This is a genomic window from Xanthomonas sp. NCPPB 3761 (assembly GCF_041475705.2).
GTDB classification, from domain to species: domain Bacteria; phylum Pseudomonadota; class Gammaproteobacteria; order Xanthomonadales; family Xanthomonadaceae; genus Xanthomonas; species Xanthomonas phaseoli.
Map to the genome: position 1 here is coordinate 725991 of NZ_CM191262.1, position 21016 is coordinate 747006.

11 protein-coding genes and 4 pseudogenes are annotated in these 21016 nt (G+C 63.4%); 9 read left to right on the forward strand and 6 right to left on the reverse strand.

What is annotated here, in order from left to right; genetic code table 11:
* The first annotated feature begins 420 nt into the window (after positions 1-420).
* On the forward strand, positions 421-7557 hold the full coding sequence (locus ACCQ00_RS03200; protein WP_372354063.1) for an autotransporter outer membrane beta-barrel domain-containing protein: 7137 nt from the start codon (positions 421-423) through the stop codon (positions 7555-7557).
* A 113-nt stretch (positions 7558-7670) separates the two neighbouring features.
* On the opposite strand, the pseudogene ACCQ00_RS03205 reads toward ACCQ00_RS03200, so the two are convergent.
* Together ACCQ00_RS03205 and ACCQ00_RS03210 are read right to left on the reverse strand one after the other, a co-directional pair.
* Positions 7671-8039: pseudogene (locus ACCQ00_RS03205) on the reverse strand (cellulose binding domain-containing protein); the annotation flags it as partial.
* 27 nt (positions 8040-8066) lie between these two features.
* Positions 8067-9154 (reverse strand): IS3-like element ISXac2 family transposase gene (locus ACCQ00_RS03210; protein WP_099770635.1). Its coding sequence is split into 2 segments (ribosomal slippage): positions 8067-8902 and positions 8902-9154, totalling 1089 coding nucleotides; the frame shifts between segments, so codons are not numbered across the junction.
* Between the two features lie 70 nt (positions 9155-9224).
* Between ACCQ00_RS03210 and ACCQ00_RS03215 the strand changes: the two are divergent.
* The 6 genes and pseudogenes from ACCQ00_RS03215 to hemC form a co-directional block, all read left to right on the forward strand.
* Positions 9225-9521: pseudogene (locus ACCQ00_RS03215) on the forward strand (M28 family peptidase); the annotation flags it as partial.
* Between the two features lie 1106 nt (positions 9522-10627).
* Complete coding sequence (gene mdoH, locus ACCQ00_RS03220; RefSeq protein ID WP_236493370.1) at positions 10628-12526, forward strand: glucans biosynthesis glucosyltransferase MdoH; 1899 nt, start codon at positions 10628-10630, stop codon at positions 12524-12526.
* A gap of 151 nt (positions 12527-12677) precedes the next feature.
* Positions 12678-13346, forward strand: coding sequence for an alpha/beta hydrolase (locus tag ACCQ00_RS03225; protein ID WP_039568100.1), 669 nt, complete (start codon positions 12678-12680; stop codon positions 13344-13346).
* A gap of 4 nt (positions 13347-13350) precedes the next feature.
* A pseudogene (locus tag ACCQ00_RS03230) lies at positions 13351-14404 on the forward strand (sensor histidine kinase).
* A 30-nt stretch (positions 14405-14434) separates the two neighbouring features.
* Complete coding sequence (locus ACCQ00_RS03235; RefSeq protein ID WP_022558196.1) at positions 14435-15172, forward strand: LytR/AlgR family response regulator transcription factor; 738 nt, start codon at positions 14435-14437, stop codon at positions 15170-15172.
* A 30-nt stretch (positions 15173-15202) separates the two neighbouring features.
* On the forward strand, positions 15203-16117 hold the full coding sequence (gene hemC / locus ACCQ00_RS03240; protein ID WP_039568092.1) for a hydroxymethylbilane synthase: 915 nt from the start codon (positions 15203-15205) through the stop codon (positions 16115-16117).
* Between the two features lie 382 nt (positions 16118-16499).
* Here hemC and ACCQ00_RS03245 read toward each other — a convergent pair whose 3' ends face one another.
* Complete coding sequence (locus ACCQ00_RS03245) at positions 16500-17300, reverse strand: DUF481 domain-containing protein (protein ID WP_039568085.1); 801 nt, start codon at positions 17298-17300, stop codon at positions 16500-16502.
* A gap of 567 nt (positions 17301-17867) precedes the next feature.
* Between ACCQ00_RS03245 and ACCQ00_RS03250 the strand changes: the two genes are divergently transcribed.
* Positions 17868-18833 (forward strand): helix-turn-helix transcriptional regulator, encoded by a 966-nt coding sequence (locus ACCQ00_RS03250; RefSeq protein WP_005916857.1) that lies wholly within the window; start codon positions 17868-17870, stop codon positions 18831-18833.
* A 158-nt stretch (positions 18834-18991) separates the two neighbouring features.
* Here ACCQ00_RS03250 and ACCQ00_RS03255 read toward each other — a convergent pair.
* From ACCQ00_RS03255 to ACCQ00_RS03265, 3 genes and pseudogenes are all read right to left on the reverse strand, one after another.
* Positions 18992-19271 (reverse strand): annotated as a pseudogene (locus ACCQ00_RS03255) (hypothetical protein).
* Between the two features lie 84 nt (positions 19272-19355).
* The gene (locus ACCQ00_RS03260) at positions 19356-19697 is read right to left on the reverse strand and encodes a VOC family protein (protein ID WP_039568082.1); all 342 of its coding nucleotides are present in this window, start codon (positions 19695-19697) and stop codon (positions 19356-19358) included.
* A gap of 33 nt (positions 19698-19730) precedes the next feature.
* Entirely contained in the window at positions 19731-20300 is a 570-nt protein-coding gene (locus ACCQ00_RS03265) for a lipocalin family protein (protein ID WP_017155433.1), read from the reverse strand.
* Between the two features lie 376 nt (positions 20301-20676).
* Here ACCQ00_RS03265 and ACCQ00_RS03270 point away from each other — a divergent pair, with 376 nt between their 5' ends.
* On the forward strand, positions 20677-20988 hold the full coding sequence (locus ACCQ00_RS03270; RefSeq protein ID WP_039568080.1) for a hypothetical protein: 312 nt from the start codon (positions 20677-20679) through the stop codon (positions 20986-20988).
* The last annotated feature ends 28 nt before the right edge of the window (positions 20989-21016 follow it).

Below are 21016 nucleotides of genomic sequence, written 5' to 3' on the forward strand. Positions count from 1 at the left end.
AGTTCGAAATCAAGTGTGGTTCGCATTCTTTCTGGACTACAGTAGGGTACATTAGGTCGTCGGATCTGATGGTGGCTTGTGTGCGGTGCTAATTTTCTGCCCCGTCCCTCGCATAGAACGTTGTCAGCGTTCCGTGTACAGAGGCATGGAATGAATTGGTGCAGCCCTGTAGTCGCTCTGCCTTGAATTGGTAGGCATTGTTACCGAAATGCACATTTGATTGGCAGGCGTGTTCGCTTTTTGTTGTGTCATATGCTTTTTTTCAGCGTTTTTCCTTTCAGCCTCCGGCCTGCTTGGGTGAATTGCTTTGCTATTCTTAAGCTACGGCCAATTTCGCTGGGAAAGTTTGGATTCATGGTAGGCCCCCTTCTGAAAGGAAAGGGATCCCAAGCTGTAGTTTTATTATATGGGTAATTTCTTATGAAAATTCATGCACGCAGGACGAAAATTGCTCAGGCCACAGCCACGGCATTGATGCTTGGGGTGTTTTCGGCAAACGCCAGCGATGTCATCATTACTGGCCCTACGAAAACCTTCAGCGCAGGATTGTTCGGTATTTCGGATGATGTATATGTGGGGGGGCATGCTGACGGGGCCCTATCCGTAATGGATGGTAGTATTGCGTTCCGGAATAATTTGTATGTTGGTCGTTATGCCGACGGAGCAGGCACTGTTGATGTTGAAGGGGATGGCTCGCTTTTTTCGTTGGGAGCTTCCATTCCCCACCCGCAACCGGGTGACATCTCCGCGATTGGGCACACTATCATCGGGGGTCAGGGGGCTGGGGAGGTCAACATAAAAAATGGCGGTGTATTTCTATTAGATACCGATGGTTCGTTGACGCTCGGCGAAAGCGAGGGTGGGCGGGGAGTGGTGAATATTGACGGCGAATCTTCAATTTTAAGAACTGTCCCAAGCGATTTTTTTAGCAGCCAGCCGATCTTTGGAACGATGAAAGTCGGTGATTCCGGTAGCGGAATAATTAATATAACGAACGGTGGTTTGGGAGCTATCAATAGTCCACTAGAACTCGGAAGTCAAAAATCTGGCTATGGAGAAATAAATGTTTCCGGGGCGAGTGATTCGGGAATTGCAAGTAATATAACGGGGCCTCTCGGCACTCATACTAGTTCGATTATCGGGGTGGCGGGGAGGGGGGTAGTGAACGTCGATAATGGTGGCACCGGCGATTTCGGTATTCTTCATTTGGGTCTGTTCGCGGGATCCACTGGCACGCTCACCGCGACCGGTGCCAACTCTCTATTGCATGTGGTCCACGAGCTGTATGTCGGCGTTGAGGGTGAGGGGCAGACGTCGATCGAAGACGGTGCCAGCGCCACCCTTGATAGCTCCGTGTACGTCGGGCAACAGGCGGGATCCACGGGCACGCTGACCGTGACCGGTGCCAACTCCCTATTGCATGGGTTCCACCAGCTGTATGTCGGCGTTGAGGGTGAGGGGCAGACGTCGATCGAAGACGGTGCCAGCGCCACCTTTGATGGCTCCGTGTACGTCGGGCAACAGGCGGGATCCACTGGCACGCTGACCGTGACCGGTGCCAACTCTCTATTGAGCTCGCCTAACGGCTATGGTCTCTACGTCGGCGATGCGGGCGCTGGAACGCTGAACGTCGATAACGGCGGCACAGCGACGACCAAAGGGGACGCATACGTCGGAAATACGGGCACCGGGAGGGTGTCGATCAGCGGCGGCGGCATCTTCAATGTCGTCAATGGGACCGTACGCCTCGGCGCGCTTGCGGGATCCACCGGCACGCTCACCGTTGCCGGTACGAGCTCCCTATTTGACATGTATCTCGGTGGGAAGCCGCTCTACGTCGGCGATGCGGGCACCGGGGAGCTGTCGGTCAACGACGGTGCCAGTGCTGCATTTCATGGGAGTGTGACCCTCGGTCACCTCGCAGGATCCACTGGCACGCTTACCGTGACCGGTGCCAACTCTCTATTGAGCTCGCCTAACGGCTATGGTCTCTACGTCGGCGATGCGGGCACCGGGGAGCTGTCGGTCAACGACGGTGCCAGTGCTGCAGTTCATGGGAGTGTGACCCTCGGTCACCTCGCAGGATCCACTGGCACGCTTACCGTGACCGGTGCCAACTCCCTATTGCATGGGTTCCACCAGCTGTATGTCGGCGTTGAGGGTGAGGGGCAGACGTCGATCGAAGACGGTGCCAGCGCCACCTTTGATGGCTCCGTGTACGTCGGGCAACAGGCGGGATCCACTGGCACGCTGACCGTGACCGGTGCCAACTCTCTATTGAGCTCGCCTAACGGCTATGGTCTCTACGTCGGCGATGCGGGCACCGGGGAGCTGTCGGTCAACGACGGTGCCAGTGCTGCAGTTCATGGGAGTGTGACCCTCGGTCACCTCGCAGGATCCACTGGCACGCTTACCGTGACCGGTGCCAACTCCCTATTGCATGGGTTCCACCAGCTGTATGTCGGCGTTGAGGGTGAGGGGCAGACGTCGATCGAAGACGGTGCCAGCGCCACCTTTGATGGCTCCGTGTACGTCGGGCAACAGGCGGGATCCACTGGCACGCTGACCGTGACCGGTGCCAACTCTCTATTGAGCTCGCCTAACGGCTATGGTCTCTACGTCGGCGATGCGGGCGCTGGAACCCTGAACGTCGATAACGGCGGCACAGTGACGACCCCGGGAGAGTTACACGTCGGCAATACGGGCACCGGGGTGGTGTCGATCAGCGGCGGCGGCAACGTCACCACCCAAAAGACGCTGACGCTCGCGAGCAGTGTTGGCAGTGTTGGCTCTCTTGTCATCGGTGCTGCGGCCGGAAGTGACGCAGCTGCACCAGGAACCGTAGCGACGTCCGATGGCGCGATCCATGTTGGATTGGGCACTGCCAACTTGGTTTTCAATCATACCGCTACGAACTATGCATTCGATAAAAACTTAGAAGTACAGGGCGGCGGATCACTCAACCTCGATATTTACAGTGGACGCACCAAACTCACTACAGCGGCCTTTGACGGTAATACGACACTGACCGGTGGCGTGCTTGAACTCGGTAACTCGACCTCGCTCGGGCATGGCGACATTGCCTTCAACGGCGGGACACTCGATGTTGGTACGGACCTGACGCTGCACAGCGCTGCGTCGTTGACACTGACGTCGGGGGGCATCCGTGTTGACGGCAGCTCTTTGCCGGCGCCTACTGCGGATCCAGAAAACGCAACTTTCTTCACTAACAGCGATACGTTCGTTCAAGGCTTGATTTCTGCAGACACAATCACCGGTACCGCTGCCGCATTGACCTTAGACGGGGTGAATAGCAGTGACCAGACCGAGATCCATGGCAGCGACGGAGACACGGTAGGCACGGCGTCTTGGGGCTTTAAACTCGCTCAGCAAGGACTCACGCTCGGCATTGCTTCCGGCCTGACGAACGTGGACATTTACCAAGACAAGGCACTCTCGGTCAACCTGGCAGACAGCGGTTCGACGGTGGCAACCGTCGATGCAATCCTCAGCGGTGCGGGCGGGGTAGCGCTCAGTGCTGAGGGCGGCACGCTGACTTTCGGCAATGTTGCCAATGCGTATACAGGGAGTACGTCGCTGACGGCAGGTACCGTCGATGCGGCAACGGACAACGCGTTTGGCGCGTCGTCCAGCCTCGCCTTGGGGGAAGGAGCGACGTTGAACTTGCGCGGCCATACGCAGGCTGTGGGTGCCCTGGATACCGCCGATGGCAGCCTGCTCGATCTGGGCGGCGGGTCGCTTAGCGTGAAGGGTGGGGCGATTGCGGGGCGTCTTGCCGGCGACGGCGCATTGGTGTTCGTCGACGGCAACACGGCCATTACGGGCGCCAACGCAGACCTCCAAGCCGCAGTGAGCATTGCGCCGAGCGCTACGGCGATCCTTTCGCAAGGTAATGGGCTTGGGCAAGGCGACATCGCTCTTCAGGGTGGCTTGGTTTTGGGCGGAAGTGAGGCGACCACCTTGAGTAACGTGCTCACGGGTAGCGGGGCAGTGACGAATACCGGCAATTGGACGTTGGCGCAGGCCAATACCTTCACCGGGGGTACGACCGTAAGCAGTGGCCGTCTCACGTTGTTGACCTCTGATGCAGCAGGCGCGGGTGGCATTGTCAATAATGCTGTCTTGAATCTTGCGGGAACGGAAGACTCAACCTTGGCGAATGAGATTTCGGGTGCCGGTCAATTGGCAAAGACCGGAGATAACGCATGGAGAATAGAGCACAACAATGTGAACTTTACCGGCAGTACCGATATAACAAGCGGTAGGCTTGTGCTAAAGACAGCGGGCGCACTGGGCAGCAGTGCGATCAACAATGATTCCGAACTGCGACTCAGCGGGGTAACGGGCACGCTAGACAACAGCGTTACCGGTACAGGGTTGCTGATGGCCGCCGATGGCACCCAGGCGAACTTGTCCGGACTATCAGCTTTTGCCGGAACCTTGAATGTGGCCGGTGACAGTATGTTGACAGCGGCCGACACCGAGCTTTCGCAGCTGTCCTTGGGTATTGTCGATGGTACGTTGGCGGTGAATGCGGCTCAAGGGGAACCCCTTGGACTCGGCAATGCCTGGATGGGCGGCGGTGCATTTTTGCTGACAGCGGGTTCTGCCGATGCTGGCTATCGCCTGTCGGGGTTCGATGCGTTTACGGGCAAGGTAAGTCTGGTGAATGGACACTACACCCTAGATGGCCGCAGTAGCGGCATGTTTGGCGCAGCAACCCTGGTCTCGGGCGACGGTAACGTGCTCACGCTAGACACGAACGCGACAGGGGCGCTTGGCCTTGATGGGGGCACACTTGATCTGGCCGACCAGGCGCCGGTGACTGCCCAGTCCTTGGCCATGACGTCGGGCACCATCGAAGCCGATCTCTCAAGTGTCGAGCAGGGACAAATCAATGAGACGAACCTGTTCACCTCGGGCGATAATATTGAGCGCACGCTTGTCCATACCGTCTCTGGTCTGCAAGGTTCTGTCGCCGACCTGACGTTGCAGGATCGTAATGGACTGTCTTTGGATCCGTTGCGTGCGGAGTTGAAGGATGTCAGTGGCACTGGAGTGGGGCTTGGATCATGGGGGCTCAAGTTGGCGCAGGAGGCCAACGACCTGAACTTGGCTTGGGGCCTGCAGGGCGTAGATCTTTACCAGGACAAGGTGCTGGCGCTCAACGTGGCGGACGGCGGCTCGACAGAAGGAACCTTCAATGCTGTTGTCAGTGGCACGGGTGGTCTATCGCTTACTGCCGCAGGAGGCAGGGTCATCTTAGGTAATGTGGCGAACACCTACACAGGACCGACCTCGCTCCAGGCAGGGACGGTCGAGATTGCTACTGACAACGCATTTGGCGCAACCTCCGGGTTGGCGATGGCGTCGGGCACGACGTTGAACTTGCAGGGACATGCCCAGACCGTGGGGGTTCTGGACACAGTCGCCGGTAGTGCGCTCAACCTCGATGGTGGGTCGCTGACGCTGAAGGGGGGAGCGATCGCTGGTGTGTTAGCTGGCGACGGCGCGCTGGCGTTCGCCGACGGTAGCACTGCCATCACCGGGGGCAATGCAGCCTTGGGCGCTGCGGTGAGTATTGCTTCTACCGCAACGGTCACGCTTTCTCAGGGCAATGGATTGGGGCGCGGGGCAATTGCCATTAACGGACAGTTGGCGTTTCAAGATGCCAATGGCGTACTGGTCAACGCGCTCTCGGGGGGCGGGCGGCTAAGCATTGACCCTTCTGACATCACCCTGAGCGGCGATAATCGTCAATTTTCAGGAACCATGGAGATTGCTGATGCCGGATCTGTCCTTCGTGTCACCGGGCCTTCGAACTTGGGCGCTGCGGCGATCACCAATGCAGGGACATTCGTGGTCGATACCTCTGAGGATTGGTCGCTGAATAACCTTGTTACCGGAAGTGGTTCTTTCATTAAGGACGGCAACGGTGTTCTCACGACCGGTGCAACGCTGGAATCCACAGGCGCGATCACGGTCGACGGCGGAACGCTGGTAATGAGTCAGGGCAGTGGAAACGCAAGTTTGGTCCAAGTCAATACGCAAGGTGCCTTGGCGAGTTTCGCCACGATCGACGCTCCTGTGATCAACGCGGGGACGCTGAATGCGTTGAATTCTCTGGGGACTTATACGGACCATCTGAATCAGGACCTGCTGCTCAGCGAAAGTTTCACAAACGCTGGCTTGGTCGATCTTGCCGCAGTCGATTCCAATGCGGCGCCGGGTAATTCCCTGACTGTGCGTAACGGTTATGTGGGTAATAATGGCGTATTCCGGATCCGCGCGGTCCTGGGTGGCGATGATTCTCAGGCAGATCGCTTGGTTATCGACGGTGGAAGTGCAACTGGTCATACCAGTGTAATTGTTGATAATGCCGGTGGCGCTGGGGCTAAAACGTCAACAGGCATCGTTGTGGTTAAAACGGTCAACGAAGCGACTACCACCGCCGACGCATTTAGCTTGGATAGCCGCTCCACCGGTTATCGCGAGCGCTTCGGCACCATCGCGGCGGGCGCGTACGACTATACGCTCAAGCGAGGAGGGGCTGGTGGCGTTGCCGATGATTGGTATTTGATTTCTTCAAGCACCTTCCGCCCTGAAGTAGGTGTGTATCTGGCTAATCGCAATGCGGCGACATCAATGTTTGGTGTGCCTTTGCAGGCCCGGATAGGAAATGCATCTAAGCGTGCTGCTAGTGAAGAATTCGACACCCCATTTTGGGTGCGTGTGAGTGGCGGTAGTGTTTCGTACGACGAAGTTAGAGGTCAGAAGATCGGTCTGGATTATAGTAACTTGGTTACTGGCCTTGACGCTGACGTGGACATTGGGCTGAATGGCGCAACGCGCGTAGGTGCCATGGTCGGTTATGGGAACGCTACAACATCGTCTCGACTGTCGAGTACTGGCGAGCGTGCAGGCGGTAGGGTGCGGGGAGTGATGGGTGGGGTGTATGGCACTTGGTTCGCCAGCACTCAGGAAAATATTGGAGCATATATCAACAGCTCATTGCGTTACGGTAGGTATAGAAACCGGATTCAGGACAATGGTCTCGACGCAGAGTCCTACAATGCATCCAGTGCGTCTGCTTCTCTAGAAGGTGGCTATGGCTTCCGGTTGAATGATTCTGTCACTCGGCCGCTGTTCTTACAGCCGCAGGCCGAGGTGATCTATGATCACTATAAACAGGCTGAACGTACCGAGCTGTCCACGGGCGCGCGCGTGGTCTCAGAGAAACCCGATAACGTGAGCTACCGCCTGGGTTTACGACTGCAAGGTTCATTCAAATCTTCTGATGAGGTGATACAACCCTTTATTGCATTGAACTGGTACAACAATACAAACGCTGGCGCGGTGTCTTTCGATAGTCTGAAAGTTAATTCCGAAGCGGCTAGGCATCACTTGGAAGTCAGTGGTGGCACCGATGCAAGGGTGGGACATAACTTCGTAACCTGGGGCAGTTTGGGGTGGCAAGTCGGCTCTAACGATTATTCAGGCGTGATGATCCAAGGGGGCGTGAAGTATTCCTGGTGATCAGAATGAGTCGCCTCTGTTGAACTCCCAATCCTTATCCATTCCAAATTGGGGGCGCCTCGCAGTCTGCGATGGCAAGGCGGGAACGCCGCTGCGTGCCCGCCGCGTTGCAATCAACCTGCCGCGCAGAAGCCGAATTCGGCGGTTGCACCGGCAGCCAGGGTGCGGTTGAAGTCCACGCCGCTGGCCTTGAGCATGCTGCCGCTTTGCGACCAGGTGACGTTCCAGGCGTTATTGACGGTGCCGGTGACCGGCAGCGAGATCGCCCAGGTGCCGCTGGACGTGCCGGCGTTGGTGACCTGCACGCGATTGCAATAGCCACCGTTCCATTTGCTGTCCACGATCACCTTGGCGCTGAAGCCAGCGCTCGGGGTGGGAGTAGGTGTCGGCGTCGGCGTCGGCGTGGTGCTGCTCACCGTGCCCCACAGCGTCCGCAGCAGGGTCATCTTGTCTTCGCGCACGCTGGTCCAGGGTAATCCCCCCACTTTTAGCGGTCGCCAGAAGTGGAGCTAAGCGGCCATCGCCAACTTCATGGCAGGCGTGATGCCGCCGAGCGCCATATTCGGACGCTCGTGGTTGTACGTCCATAGCCAGCGGGTGGCTTTGTCCTGCACCTGGTCGATGGTGTCGAACAGGGTTTGGGCGAGCCAGGCGTAGCGGATGGTGCGGTTGTAGCGTTCAACGTAGGCGTTCTGCTGTGGCTTGCCCGGCTGGATGTGCTCGACCCGGATACCATGCCGCTGCGCCCAGGACAGCAACGCGCCACTGATGTATTCAGGGCCGTTGTCGCAGCGGATCACGGCGGGCTTGCCGCGCCACTCGATGATCTGCTCCAGCGATCGGATCACACGGGCTGACGGCAGCGACAGATCCACCTCGATCCCCAGCCCCTCGCGATTGAAGTCGTCGAGCACATTGAACAGCCGGAAGCTGCGGCCGTCGGCCAACTGGTCGTGCATGAAGTCCATCGACCAGACCTGGTTGATAGCCTCCGGCACCGCCAGAGGCTCGGGCCGCTCACGCACCAGCCGCTTCCTCGGCTTGATCCGCAGGTTCAACTCCAGCTCGCGGTAGATCCGGTAGACCCGCTTGTGATTCCAGCCAAAGCCCTTCACGTTGCGCAGGTACAGGTAGCACAGGCCAAAGCCCCAGTCGCGATGGGCGGTCGTCAGGCGGACCAGCCAGTCGGCGATCCGGGCGTTCTGCTCGCTGGCCTTGGCCTGGTAGCGGAAGCAGGTCTGGCTCACCGCGAAGGCCTGGCAGGCGTGGCGGATGTTCGTACGCCCGCTCGTGACTGCCGATTGGGCCATCTCGCGTCGCTGAGATGGCCTCACCATTTTTTTGCGAGCGCTTCCTTCAGCAGGTCGGTACTGAGCTGCGCCTCGGCGTACATCTTCTTGAGCCGGCGGTTCTCCTCCTCCAGCTCCTTCATGCGCGCGACCATGGACACGTCCATGCCGCCGAACTTGCTGCGCCACTTGTAGAACGTGGCCGAGCTGATGCCGTGCTCGCGGCACAGCTCCGGCACGGGCGCACCGGCCTGGGCCTGCTTGAGCACGGCGATGATCTGGCTGTCGGTAAAGCGGGACTTCTTCATGGAACCTCCTCGGGAAAGGGGACGAGAAAATTCCACTTCTGGCGTCTGCTAATGGGCGGGGGGATTACCCGATCACTTCTCCTTCGCCAAGCGCGGTGTACCGGCGCTGTCGTATGCAGCCGGCCAGGATTGGGAAGTGGGCGGCGTGGCGGCAGGAAAGGCGGCCGCCGACGACTACACCGCCAAGCGCTATCACCAGCAAGGCGACGAATGGAAGCCGGATTGGACCTTCGCCGGCGCCGCCCGCGATCTGGGCGTGCTGTATGCACTGGGCCAGCAGCTGGCCGACTCGCGCCAGTGGCCGAACTGGAGCCAGGATTCGGAATTCCGCGCCACCCGCGATGCCAGCGCGGCGGCACGCAAGTAAGACCGGCGCACACCGCCATTGCGCCAGGACCAGGGCGGCTGCCCTGGCGCAATGCGGCGTGTGCCATAGCGACATGCCGTGTTTGAATCGGCACGGCGCACGCGACACGGCAGGCTTGAAGATCGCCGAGCGCTCGCACACGCGAACGCTCCGCATCTGGAGGTGGCTGCCTGGCGCCAATAGTGAAGCTGTCACCAGGCGAGCCTGCGCATTGCTGCAGGGCCCTTGCCCACCCACCATCGCAGGACACGCTGCAAGTACGTCCCTGCAAGCTCCGTGGCGGCATCCATGCCGCCAAGGGTCCCGCGACGGTGGGCGGGCAGGGGCCGGTCGTGTTGGTCGGTGCGTACGGTATGGGCAAGCAGGACATGTTGGGTTGTCAACGTATCGCCCGCTCCAACCGAATGTCCTGAAACGGCGTTCATCGATCCCTTGATCAAGCTGTTGCATCAGCAAACAAAGGCCACGTGCGACGAGCCGCTTTCCTGGCCATCGATCAACTGTCTGGAGCGGTACGGACGCCGCAGACTCGACCAATCACGCGGTTGCCGCAGGCCTTGAGTGCGTCCGACCACCGCAATGGCTGGAACTCCACAGTGCCCCAAGCGATTTAGAGCGACCAACCAATCTCTTGCCCCAACCCTTCGAACGCATCGGCACAGCGCACCGCCAAAGCCCCGTCGCTGCAACCGATTGCACGTCATGGCACACCAATTGCAGTTCTCCAGCAGGATGGCCCAGCCAGCGGCCGTGACAGCGTCTGCGCTAGGCTGCAATCTGTTGGGGTTGCGTTCGGTCGGTGCGGCGTAGTCTGCCGCGCGGTCCTCGTGGGGGAGGACGAAGACCGTACGCGGCGTTCGTTCCTTTAACGGTCGATTCTTTAGGATGAGCTGCGAGGTGAGTTTGCAGCCAGGAGAAATTGTGCATCGGAGTGGTTTCAGAGCGTCTTGGTCTTACAGCGTCGGGCTCGCCCGACCGGCTGCGTGCCAGGCAACATCGCACTGCATGGCGGGGATGGACCCCCCGTGTCAGCCCGCACTGTCGTCCTCGCGCGACGGGCAGCCCTGATGGATGGCACCGTGACTCCTTCCCCGATAACGACTGCAATGCCCCCCGTTTCCGCCCTCGATGCCGGCACGCCCACGCTGCCGCCGGAAGCACCGCTGGCGATGCCCGAACAGAACTTGCGCGAAGGTCACCTGCAGGTGCGCCACCAGCGCACTTCGCCGCCCGGCATCGGCGTGCGCCGCTTCTATTTGATCGGCGGCACCTTCGCCACCACCGCCATCGCCGTATGGGTGATGCTCAGCGTGCTGTGGCCCGACGGCATCAGCGTGCTGGAAGGCTGCCTGCTCGGCCTGTTCGTGCTGCTGTTCGCCTGGATCGCCATGTCCTTCGCCAGCGCCGTGGCTGGCTTCGTCACCGTGGTGGCGCGCGCCGGCCGCAAGCTCGGCATCGACCCGGAGCAACCCCTGCCCACGCTGCGCTCGCGCACCGCGTTGCTGATGCCCACCTACAACGAAGACCCGCGCCGGCTGCTGGCTGGCCTGCAGGCCATCTACGAATCGGTCGCCGAGACCGGCCAGCTGGAGCATTTCGATTTCTTCGTGCTCAGCGACACCACCCGCGAGCATATCGGCCGCGCCGAAGAGCTGGTCTACAACGAGTTGTGCGACCGCGTCGGCGGGCACGGCCGCATTTTCTACCGACGCCGTGCCGACAACGCCGCGCGCAAGGCCGGCAACGTGGCCGACTGGGTGCGCCGCTTCGGCGGCAGCTACCCGCAGATGCTGATCCTGGACGCCGACAGCGTGATGACCGGCGACACCATCGTGCGGCTGGTCGCCGGCATGGAAAACAACCCGGACGTGGGCCTGATCCAGACCCTGCCGGCAGTGGTCAACGGCCAGACGCTGTTCGCCCGCATGCAGCAGTTCGGCGGGCGCGTGTACGGGCCGATCATCGCCTTCGGCGTGGCCTGGTGGCACGGCGCAGAAAGCAACTACTGGGGCCATAACGCCATCATCCGCACCCAGGCCTTTGCCGATCACGCCGGCCTGCCATCGCTGCGCGGGCGCAAACCGTTCGGCGGGCATGTGCTCAGCCACGACTTCGTCGAAGCGGCGCTGATGCGGCGCGGCGGCTGGGCCATGCACATGGTGCCGTACCTGCAGGGCAGCTACGAAGAAGGCCCGCCCACGCTGACCGACCTGCTGATCCGCGACCGCCGCTGGTGCCAGGGCAACCTGCAGCACGCCAAGGTGGTGAGCGCCAAGGGCCTGCACTGGATCAGCCGCATGCACATGCTGATCGGCATTGGGCATTACTTCACCGCACCTATGTGGGGCCTGTTGATGCTGATCGGCATCGGCATTCCACTGGCCGGCGGCGGTATCGACCTGGCCGGCGACCTGCCGTTCTCGCCCGCCCGTTACTGGCACGGCAGCAGCCAGGGCAATGCGATCTGGATCTTCGTCTGCACCATGTTCGTGCTGCTGGCGCCCAAGCTGCTCGGCTACATCGCGCTGCTGCTCAATCCGCGCGAATTGCGCGCCTGCGGCGGTGCCTTCCGCGCTGCGGTGAGCATCCTGCTGGAGACCGTGCTGGCCGCCCTGATGGCGCCGGTGGTGATGTACCTGCAGTCGCGCGGTGTGTTCGAGGTGCTGGCGGGCAAGGATTCGGGCTGGGATGCGCAGGTGCGCGACGACGGCAAGCTGTCGTGGCCGGCGCTGTTTCGCAGCTATGGCGGCCTGACCGTGTTCGGCCTGTTCATGGGTGCGGTGGCCTACGCGGTCTCGCCGGCGCTGGCCGCCTGGATGGGGCCGGTGATCGTCGGCATGGCGTTGTCGATCCCGGTGGTGGCGCTGACCTCGCTGCGTCGCAGCGGCATGGCGCTACGCCGCGCCGGCATCTTCTGCATTCCCGAAGAGCTCGACCCGCCCAAGGTGCTGGTGCGTGCCTCCGAATTGCGCCGCGCCGCCGCGCTGGAACCGTCGCTGATCTGAGCGTGCATCGGCGCTGGCCTCGGTGGCCGGCGCTGTGGCGGCATCGCATGCGGCAGGCCGGTGGCGATCGGCGGGCCTCGAGCCTCTGGCGCCAGCTGATCTGGCCCATCCCTCGCGCAAGGCATAATGCCCAGCCCGCAAGCGGAGCTGGATGATGCTGGAAGTGATCGAACGCGAGACCGGACCGAACCCGCAATGGAGCGTGCTGTGGCTGCATGGCCTGGGCGCCGATGGCAGCGATTTCGCCCCGACGGTGCCCGAGCTGGTACGCCCGCAGTGGCCTGCGCTGCGCTTCGTGTTCCCGCATGCGCCAATCCGCCCGATCACCATCAACAACGGCATGCGCATGCGCGGCTGGTACGACATCGTCGGCATGGATTTCGCCCAGCGCGCCGACAAGGCCGGCATCGCCGAATCGGTAGCCCAGGTCGAAGCCTTGATCGCCCATGAGCAGGGCCGCGGCATCGCGCCGGAGCGCATCCTGCTGGCCGGCTTCTCGCAAGGCGGCGCCGTGACCCTGGCCGTTGGCCTGCAGCGCAGCGTGCCGCTGGCCGGGCTGATCGCCATGTCCACCTATCTGCCGGATCCGGCCGCGGCCGCCAGCCAGTTGCAGCCGGCTGCCCTGCGCCAACCGCTGTTCATGGCCCATGGCACGGCCGACCCGGTGGTGCCGTTCGCGGCCGGCCAGGCCAGCATGCAGACCTTGCGCACGCTGGGCTTCGCACTGGATTGGCACACCTACCCGATGGGCCACCAGGTCTGCCTGGAAGAGATCGAGGCCTTGCGCGACTGGCTGCAGGCACGCTTCACCGCTGCCTGAGCCCATGGCCCAGCGCGCACCGCAGATCGCCTGGATGCCGGACCTGTGCCGGCTGCCGCGGTTGGGCGCGATGCTGGGCCTGGCCGAGCTGGTGGTGCTGGTGGTGACCTTGGTCCCCGATGCCGGCGCCGCGCGCAGCATCACGTTGTCGCGGTTCCTTTCCGCCAGCGGCCTGGCGCTGTGGCTGGCGTTGGCGGTCACCGTGCTGCTGTGCGTGTTGCGCCCCACCTTGTCGCGATTGCCGCCACGGCTGGGCGGGCTGAGCGCCTTGCTGATCGCTGCCGTGGTGGCGATGCTCGGTGCCGGCATCGTGCATGGCCTGTATGCGGCGCTCGGGCAGGTACCGCTGGGCGCGCGGGTCGGCTTCTGGCGGTTCACGCTCGGCAGTGCGGCCACGGTGGTGCTGATCACTGCGCTGGCGCTGCGCTACTTCTATGTCAGCGACCGCTGGGAAGCGCAGGTGCAGGCCAATGCGCGCGCCGAGGCCGATGCCCTGCAGGCGCGCATCCGCCCGCATTTCCTGTTCAACAGCATGAACCTCATCGCCAGCCTGCTGCGGCGCGATCCGGCGGTGGCCGAGCAGGCGGTGCTGGACCTGTCGGATCTGTTCCGCGCCGCCCTGGGCGCCGGCGAGGGCGTGTCCACCTTGCGTGCCGAATGCGAACTGGCCGAACGCTATCTGGCGATCGAATCGCTGCGCCTGGGCGAGCGCCTGCAAGTACGCTGGCACCGCCAGGAACCGTTGCCGTGGGAATTGCCGATGCCACGGCTGGTGCTGCAGCCGCTGGTCGAAAATGCGGTACTGCATGGCGTTTCGCGCATGCCCGAAGGGCGGTACGCTGTACCTGTCGCTGCGTCAGCGCGGCAACCAGCTGCAGATCCGCATCGTCAACCCGGCGCCGCAGCCCGGCACCCAGTTGCCGCTGCTGGCCGGCGCCGGGCATGCCCAGGCCAGCATCTCGCACCGGTTGGCGTTCCAGTTCGGCGCCGGTGCACGGATGGCGGCCAGCTGGGCTGAAGGCTACTATGCCTGCGAGATCACATTGCCGCTGCCGTGAGGGGAAAGTCACTGCAGCGAGGGGGAGTCCATGACGGCCACGCAAGTGCGGGTGCTGATCGCCGATGACGAGCCACTGGCGCGCGAGCGCCTGCGCATGCTGCTGGGCGAGCATCCGCAGGTCGAGGTGATCGGCGAGGCCGAAAACGGCCAGCAAGTGCTGCAGCAATGCGAACATCTGCACCCGGACCTGGTGCTGCTTGACATCGCCATGCCCGGCGTCGACGGCCTGGAAACTGCGCGCCTGCTGCGGCAAAGCCAGCCGCCGCCGGTGGTGGTGTTCTGCACCGCCTACGACCAGCATGCCTTGTCGGCGTTCGACGCGGCCGCGCTGGATTACCTGATGAAACCGGTGCGCCCGGAACGCCTGGCGTCTGCACTGGAGAAAGTCGCCACCTTCCTGGCCGGCCGCGTGCCCGGCACCGCGCCCAGGCCGCTGCGCACCCATCTGTGCGCACGCCTGCGCGGCAGCCTGCGGCTGATCGCCATCGGCGACATTCGCTACCTGCAGGCCGAAGAGAAATACGTCATCGTCCATCACACGCGTGGCGAGGACCTGATCGAAGAGTCGCTGAAGTCGCTGGAAGACGAATTCGCCGACCGCCTGGTGCGCATCCATCGCAATTGTCTGGTCGCCCGCGATGAGCTGGTGGAACTGCGCCGCAGCGGCGACGGCCAGGTCCACGCGGTGCTGCGCAACGTGCCGCAGACCCTGGAAGTGAGTCGTCGCTGCGTGGCCAGCCTGCGCGATCAATTACGGCAACTGTGAGTTCGGTGCCGGCTCCGGGATAATGCCGGCATGACCACGCTCCGAATCGCCACTCGCAAAAGCCCGCTTGCCCTCTGGCAGAGCGAACACGTCGCCGCCGCGCTGCGTCAACATCATCCCGGCCTGGAGGTCGTGCTGGTGCCGATGAGCACCCGCGGCGACGAAGTGCTGGACCGTTCGCTCGCCGCGATCGGCGGCAAGGGTCTGTTCCTGAAGGAGCTGGAGCTGGCGATGTTGCGCGGCGAAGCCGATTGCGCGGTGCATTCGCTCAAGGATGTGCCGATGGAACTGGACGAGCCATTCGTGCTGCCGGCCATCCTGGAGCGTGGCGACCCGGCCGATGCGCTGGTGTCCAATCTCTATGCCAGCCTGCAGGCGCTGCCGCTGGGCGCGCGCGTGGGCACCTCCTCGTTGCGTCGCCAGGCGCAGTTGCGTGCCGCGCGCCCGGACCTGGAATTGATCGACCTGCGCGGCAACGTCAACACGCGGCTGGCCAAGCTCGACAACGGCGGCTACGACGCCATCGTGCTGGCCTGCGCCGGCCTGCAGCGGCTGGGGTTGGAAGGGCGCATCAGCGCGCGGCTGGACGCGCCGGAATGGTTGCCGGCGCCTGCGCAAGGCGCGGTCGCGGTGGAATGCCGTGGCGACGACGCACGCATCCACCGCCTGCTGTCGGTGCTGGATGCCGGCCGCACGCGTGCCTGCGTGGAAGCCGAGCGGGCCATGAATCGCGCCCTGCACGGCAGCTGCCATGTGCCGGTGGCCGCCTTCGCGCGCTGGGAAGGGCAGGGTTTGTTCCTGCAGGGCATGGTCGGCAGCGCCAGCGACGGCCGCCTGATCCACGCCGAGGCGCACGGCAGCGCCGAAGCGACCGAAGACCTCGGCCGCCGCGTTGCGCAAGGCCTGTTCGACAAGGGTGCCGCGCAGCTGCTGGCCGAGCTGTAATCCGGGTCTGGAAACAGGCACCTGCCTGGTAGGCGCGGACCTGGCCGCAAGAGGCGTTATCGGGAAAGCCTCTCGCGGCCAGGTCCGCTTCTACAAGGTGCGGTTGCGGATTCGAGCCTCTGACCGATCGACCGCCGGCCCGGGTAGATTTGTCCGGCGGGCGCCGCTCCTACAGGGCGCGGTTGGGTTGTCGAACGTATGGCCCGATTGACCGCCACGTTGCGGGCCCGCCTTGCAAAGATTGCGCTGTTCGTAGGAGCGGACCTGGCCGCGAGCGGCTTTATCGGGAAAGCCCCTCACGGCCGGCGCCGCGCCTGCAAGTGCGCGGTACGTCGTCGGTCACCGGCGCAGTGCGTTGGTGCGGCAATGCCGCTGGCACGGCTTACTTGAACGTGTAGACCAGATTGACCGTGGTCAGCGTGTCGGTCTTCTTGTCGCCGTCGCTGACGTCGCTGTTGTGGCGCATCTGCCACGCCGCCTTCAACGCAAAGTGCGAGTTCATGCTGACCTGCACGCCGAAATCGTTTTGCGCATAGGTGTTGTACTCGCCCGATTCCACCAACAGCGTGTTGATCAGATCAGTGTTGTCGGTGACGGTGTACTTCAGGTCGAACAGGCCGCGGCCGATCAGGCCGGTTTCGTTACGGTCTTCGTCGCTGTTGTGCGCGCGACGCACACCCGGGCCCACCTGCGCATCCAGATAGAAGCGGTCGGCGTCGATCAGGCGCGTGCCATAGCCGATACCGAAGGTGGCCAGGCGGTCGTAGGTGGCGAAGTCGTCGTGTTCGTAGCGGCCGGTGGCAGTGAGCTGGCGGTGTTCGCCCAGCTGCAGGGCGCTGCCGACACTGCCGGTGTAACGCTCGGCGGTGGTCTGGCGCTCGCGCGTGGTGCTGCCGTCGTCGTTGGTGTTGGTGTACTCCGAGCTCGAGCGCAACGCGGTGGCATCCAGGCTATGGATCCAGTCGCCGTCGGTGTAGCGCAGGCGCACGCGGCCGTTGAGGCTGTCGGTGGTGCTGTTGCCATGTGCCGCTGCGTAGCCGAGCTCGCCGCTGCTGCCGCTCCACGGCGACGGCAGCACCACGGCGGACGGGTCTGTCGGCGCCGGTGCGACTGCCTGGGCCCAGACGGAGGGCGTGATCAACATCAGCGGCAACAGGGCAGACAACGGGACACGGCGGGACATGGGCAGCTCGCTTTGCAAGGCGGGAGAGGGGTGGAAGCGATTTCATGATAACGGACTGTGCGGTGACGTCATCGCCAAGTGAATATCCGCTTCATTGCCGGTTGGGCGCCGCAAGCGGCCTGGGCCGGTTCCGCGCCTGCGATGGCGCCACCGCGACGCCGATCCGAGGACGGTGGGCGATGTGGCCGAAGCGATTGGAGTCACCGAGGTGACCTGCGAGGTCGCGTTGTAGCGAAATAAGAGTGGCTCTGGGCTGTGCCTGGCGTAGACCGCAGCCACCTGCCTGGGCGCGCGTGCGCATGGCAGGCGGTTTGGCGATGTCATCGGGGCTTGCGGCCCGCTGCGGGGCAGGAGCCCGAGCGACCCGACTGCGCCGCGTGCAGGTGCTGCCGGCAGTGCCTTCCAACCAACGGCCTGGTGAACACTCGCGCCGCGCCGGCACGCTGTGAAGTTGCGACCAACCCAACAGCCGCTGGGTCGCACATCCGCCAGGCGCTTGCCGCTATCGGTCTGCCGTCGCAGCGCGATGCTCACCCCACCGCGCAAAGACTCGGACATAATCGGCCCATGGACCGCTACGAACGCATCAACTCCCTGCATCGCTTGCTCAAATCGGCACGCTACCCGGTCACGGTGGCGCGGCTGCAGGATGAGCTGAGCTGTTCCCGTGCCACTGTCTATCGCGATCTGGCGTTTCTGCGCGACGCGCTGATGGCACCGGTGGAAGGCGACGGCGAATCGGGCTTTCGCTATCTCTCCGGCGAAAGCGACCGCTTCGAATTGCCCGGCCTGTGGCTGAGTTCGGAAGAACTGCACGCGCTGCTGGCTTCGCAACAGCTGCTCGCGCGCACTGGCGGCGGAGTGTTGTCTTCGATGCTGGCACCGCTGCAGCAGCGCATCGAAGGACTGCTGGCTGCGCAGGCCGGCGTCTCGCAATGGCCGGTGGATCGGGTGCGGGTCATTCCACACCGCGGCCGCAAGCTGGACGAAGCCAGCTTCCGCACCGTGGCCTCCGGCGTGCTGGAGCGCAAGCAGCTGAGCTTCGACTACCGTGCGCGTTCCACCGACGAATCGACCAAGCGGACGGTGTCGCCGCAACGCATTACCCATTACCGCGACAACTGGTATCTGGACGCGTGGGATCACGGGCGCGACGGCGTGCGCAGCTTTGCGGTGGACCGCATCAACCACGCGCGTCTGCTCGATGCGGCGCCGCGCGATGTGCCCGACAGCGAACTGGACGAGCAGCTTGCCGCCAGCTACGGCATTTTTTCCGGGGCGCCGAAGGGGTGGGCGACCATCGTTTTCAGCTCCAAGGCCGCGCGCTGGGTTGCCGACGAACATTGGCATTCCAAGCAGCAGGGCCGCTTTCTGCCCGATGGCCGCTACGAGCTCAAGTTGCCCTACAGCAATTCGCGCGAACTGCTGATGGACGTGCTGCACTACGGCTCGGACGCAGAGATTGTCGAGCCCATGTCGCTGCGCGAGCAGGCCAAGGCGTTGTTGTCGCTGGCGCTGAGCAATTACGACTGAGCCTGGCAGACAGGCGACGCAGTGAACAGGGCCGCGGTCGCGGCAGGCACGTGCACGCGTCTGGAAGACGCATCGGGCCTGGTCGGCGCAGATGCGGTCGACCAGGCCCAAGGCCTGAGTCAAGCCAGGTTGCGAAGCGGGTTCGGCCTTATCACGCGTCAGGCCCCATCCTGCACCGCGAGCATCTGCTGCGGCTCCAAGCCCAAGGAGTGGGAGTCAACCAGATCCTCACCCTGATGCCACTGCTTCTCGACCCAGGCCTGTCCCCACCGATCCACCTCGTAAACCTCGAATGTGTCGCCGACCATCAAGACAAAGGCGATCTCGTTCCAGTTGCGGCAGGCGGCGGACAGTGGAATGGTGGAGATGCAGGACTTGGACACGCGTGCCGACTCGAACGACCAGGCCTCTGCTGTCAGTGGTCGTCTGTTCCGGCATGGTCCCCCTGGCACCTGAGTTAGCCGCGAAGCGGCGTCGGCCTGGACGCATTGTCAGGCCGCGCGACAGGCGCGATCACAGGCGCTACAGCTGCCATAGGCCGTGGTCGTTTCCACCGAGCAGGTAGATGGCACATCGACCCCGGCCGGGAAGTTCCATCGGTGGGACTGCGACCGTGCCGCCTGCCTCCACGATGGCCGAAACCGCCGACTCGATGTCTTCGACGCGCCAGTATGGGCGAACAACAGGCCGTTCCGACTCGCGCAGCGGTGCGCGAACACCGACGAGGCCGCCGCCCGCCAGGTTTGCGGTGCGGGCGTTGCCCAGTTTGGGCACCGGCTCGCCGAATTCGGCGCCCTGCACCGCATAGGCGGCGCAGACCGCCTCCAGGTCGTGTGTCACGATCTCCAAGTACTGGACCTTCATGCCATACCTCCCGGGGGATGACGTTCGATCGCGCTAACGCTTGTTCGGCACTTCAAAGCCCAGGCGGTCCACCTGCTCGCGCAGCTGCGGCACCCGCTTGAGTTTGTCGGTATAGATGGAATAGTCGTCGCGCATCTTGTTGACCAGCATGCGGTACTGGTCGCGGCTCATGTCCGGCTTGCGCGAGAAGATCCAGGCCAGGTCGCGGCCGGGGTAGGAGATCAGCATCCATGAGCCGTCGGGGGCGATTTCCAGGATGCGCTGCTTGGCCGGGATGACCTTGTAGAACCACACCCGCCAGTCGCGGTTGCCGCTGTCGGCATCCACCGAAGCGCGCGCATTGACTTCCTTTTCCGGTTCGCCGAACCCGTCGCGGTACAGATAGCGCACCGCCACCTTTCCGTCTTCGACCAGGGTGTATTCGTCGCGGCTGGTGACGTGGCCACGCTCGACCGCGTTGGGCATGCGCGCAATCACGTACCAGGTGCCCATGATCTTGGACAGATCGATTGCCGGCTCCGTGGCGGGCGTGTCCTTGGCATGCGCCACGGGCAGGCCGAGGACGAGCAGAAAAGCGAGGGCGATCGTAACGGTCAGGCGCATCGCAACATCACAAAGAGGCAATCGGAGCAGCACACTACCGCATGCAGGGGGCAAGTTCGCGTCAACGGTCGGGCCTGGCATCGGCGGCCGGGGACTCTGCGGCAGACGCCGGGCGGCCGGGGCCGGCTTGCGGGTCCGGATCAGGCGCTGGCGCCGCGGCCGGCTGGCTCCGCCAAGTTGCCTCGGCCCTGTGCCGCGTGCGGGTTGCCGGGCGCCGACGTCGCAGTGGTCAGCAGCACGCGTGGAGGCCCGTGGCGCGCGTGGGCAGGCGCCCTAACCGCGCCCCGCAGATGCCCGCGTCAAGGTCGCAGCCTGTGAGATGGGCTGCGGCAATCCTGCGCGCCTGTTGTGATCCTTCCTGCCACGGAGTGCCGCCATGTCGCATCGCCCTGCTTCCCGTTCCGAACGTCCCGACCCGCGCGTGCTGCGCCCGGTGCGGCAGCTCGCCCTGGCCGGGCTGGCCCTGGTGCTGGTCTGGCCGGCCGCGCGCGGCAGCAGCGAGTGGATCGGCTGGTTGCCGCTGTGGTTGGTCGGCATGCCGATGCTGGCATGGTGGAGCCTGCACCGGTTCGCCCTGCCGTCTTTAGCAGCGCGTAGCGCGCGCCGTGGTGCGCCCCGGCGGCGTGGCCCGCAGGCCCAGCGCCGGCGCAGTGCTTCGCGTACGGCGACACAGGCGCGCGCAGCCTGACCTTCGGCAGGGTTGGCCGGTGGGGCGC

Bases quoted from the DNA above. Each gene is read 5' to 3' on its own strand.
- ACCQ00_RS03200 (WP_372354063.1), top strand. From the start codon at position 421: ATGAAAATTCATGCACGCAGGACGAAAATTGCTCAGGCCACAGCCACG.
- mdoH (WP_236493370.1), top strand. From the start codon at position 10,628: ATGCCCCCCGTTTCCGCCCTCGATGCCGGCACGCCCACGCTGCCGCCG.
- ACCQ00_RS03225 (WP_039568100.1), top strand. From the start codon at position 12,678: ATGATGCTGGAAGTGATCGAACGCGAGACCGGACCGAACCCGCAATGG.
- ACCQ00_RS03235 (WP_022558196.1), top strand. From the start codon at position 14,435: ATGACGGCCACGCAAGTGCGGGTGCTGATCGCCGATGACGAGCCACTG.
- hemC (WP_039568092.1), top strand. From the start codon at position 15,203: ATGACCACGCTCCGAATCGCCACTCGCAAAAGCCCGCTTGCCCTCTGG.
- ACCQ00_RS03245 (WP_039568085.1), bottom strand. From the start codon at position 17,300: ATGTCCCGCCGTGTCCCGTTGTCTGCCCTGTTGCCGCTGATGTTGATC.
- ACCQ00_RS03250 (WP_005916857.1), top strand. From the start codon at position 17,868: ATGGACCGCTACGAACGCATCAACTCCCTGCATCGCTTGCTCAAATCG.
- ACCQ00_RS03260 (WP_039568082.1), bottom strand. From the start codon at position 19,697: ATGAAGGTCCAGTACTTGGAGATCGTGACACACGACCTGGAGGCGGTC.
- ACCQ00_RS03265 (WP_017155433.1), bottom strand. From the start codon at position 20,300: ATGCGCCTGACCGTTACGATCGCCCTCGCTTTTCTGCTCGTCCTCGGC.
- ACCQ00_RS03270 (WP_039568080.1), top strand. From the start codon at position 20,677: ATGTCGCATCGCCCTGCTTCCCGTTCCGAACGTCCCGACCCGCGCGTG.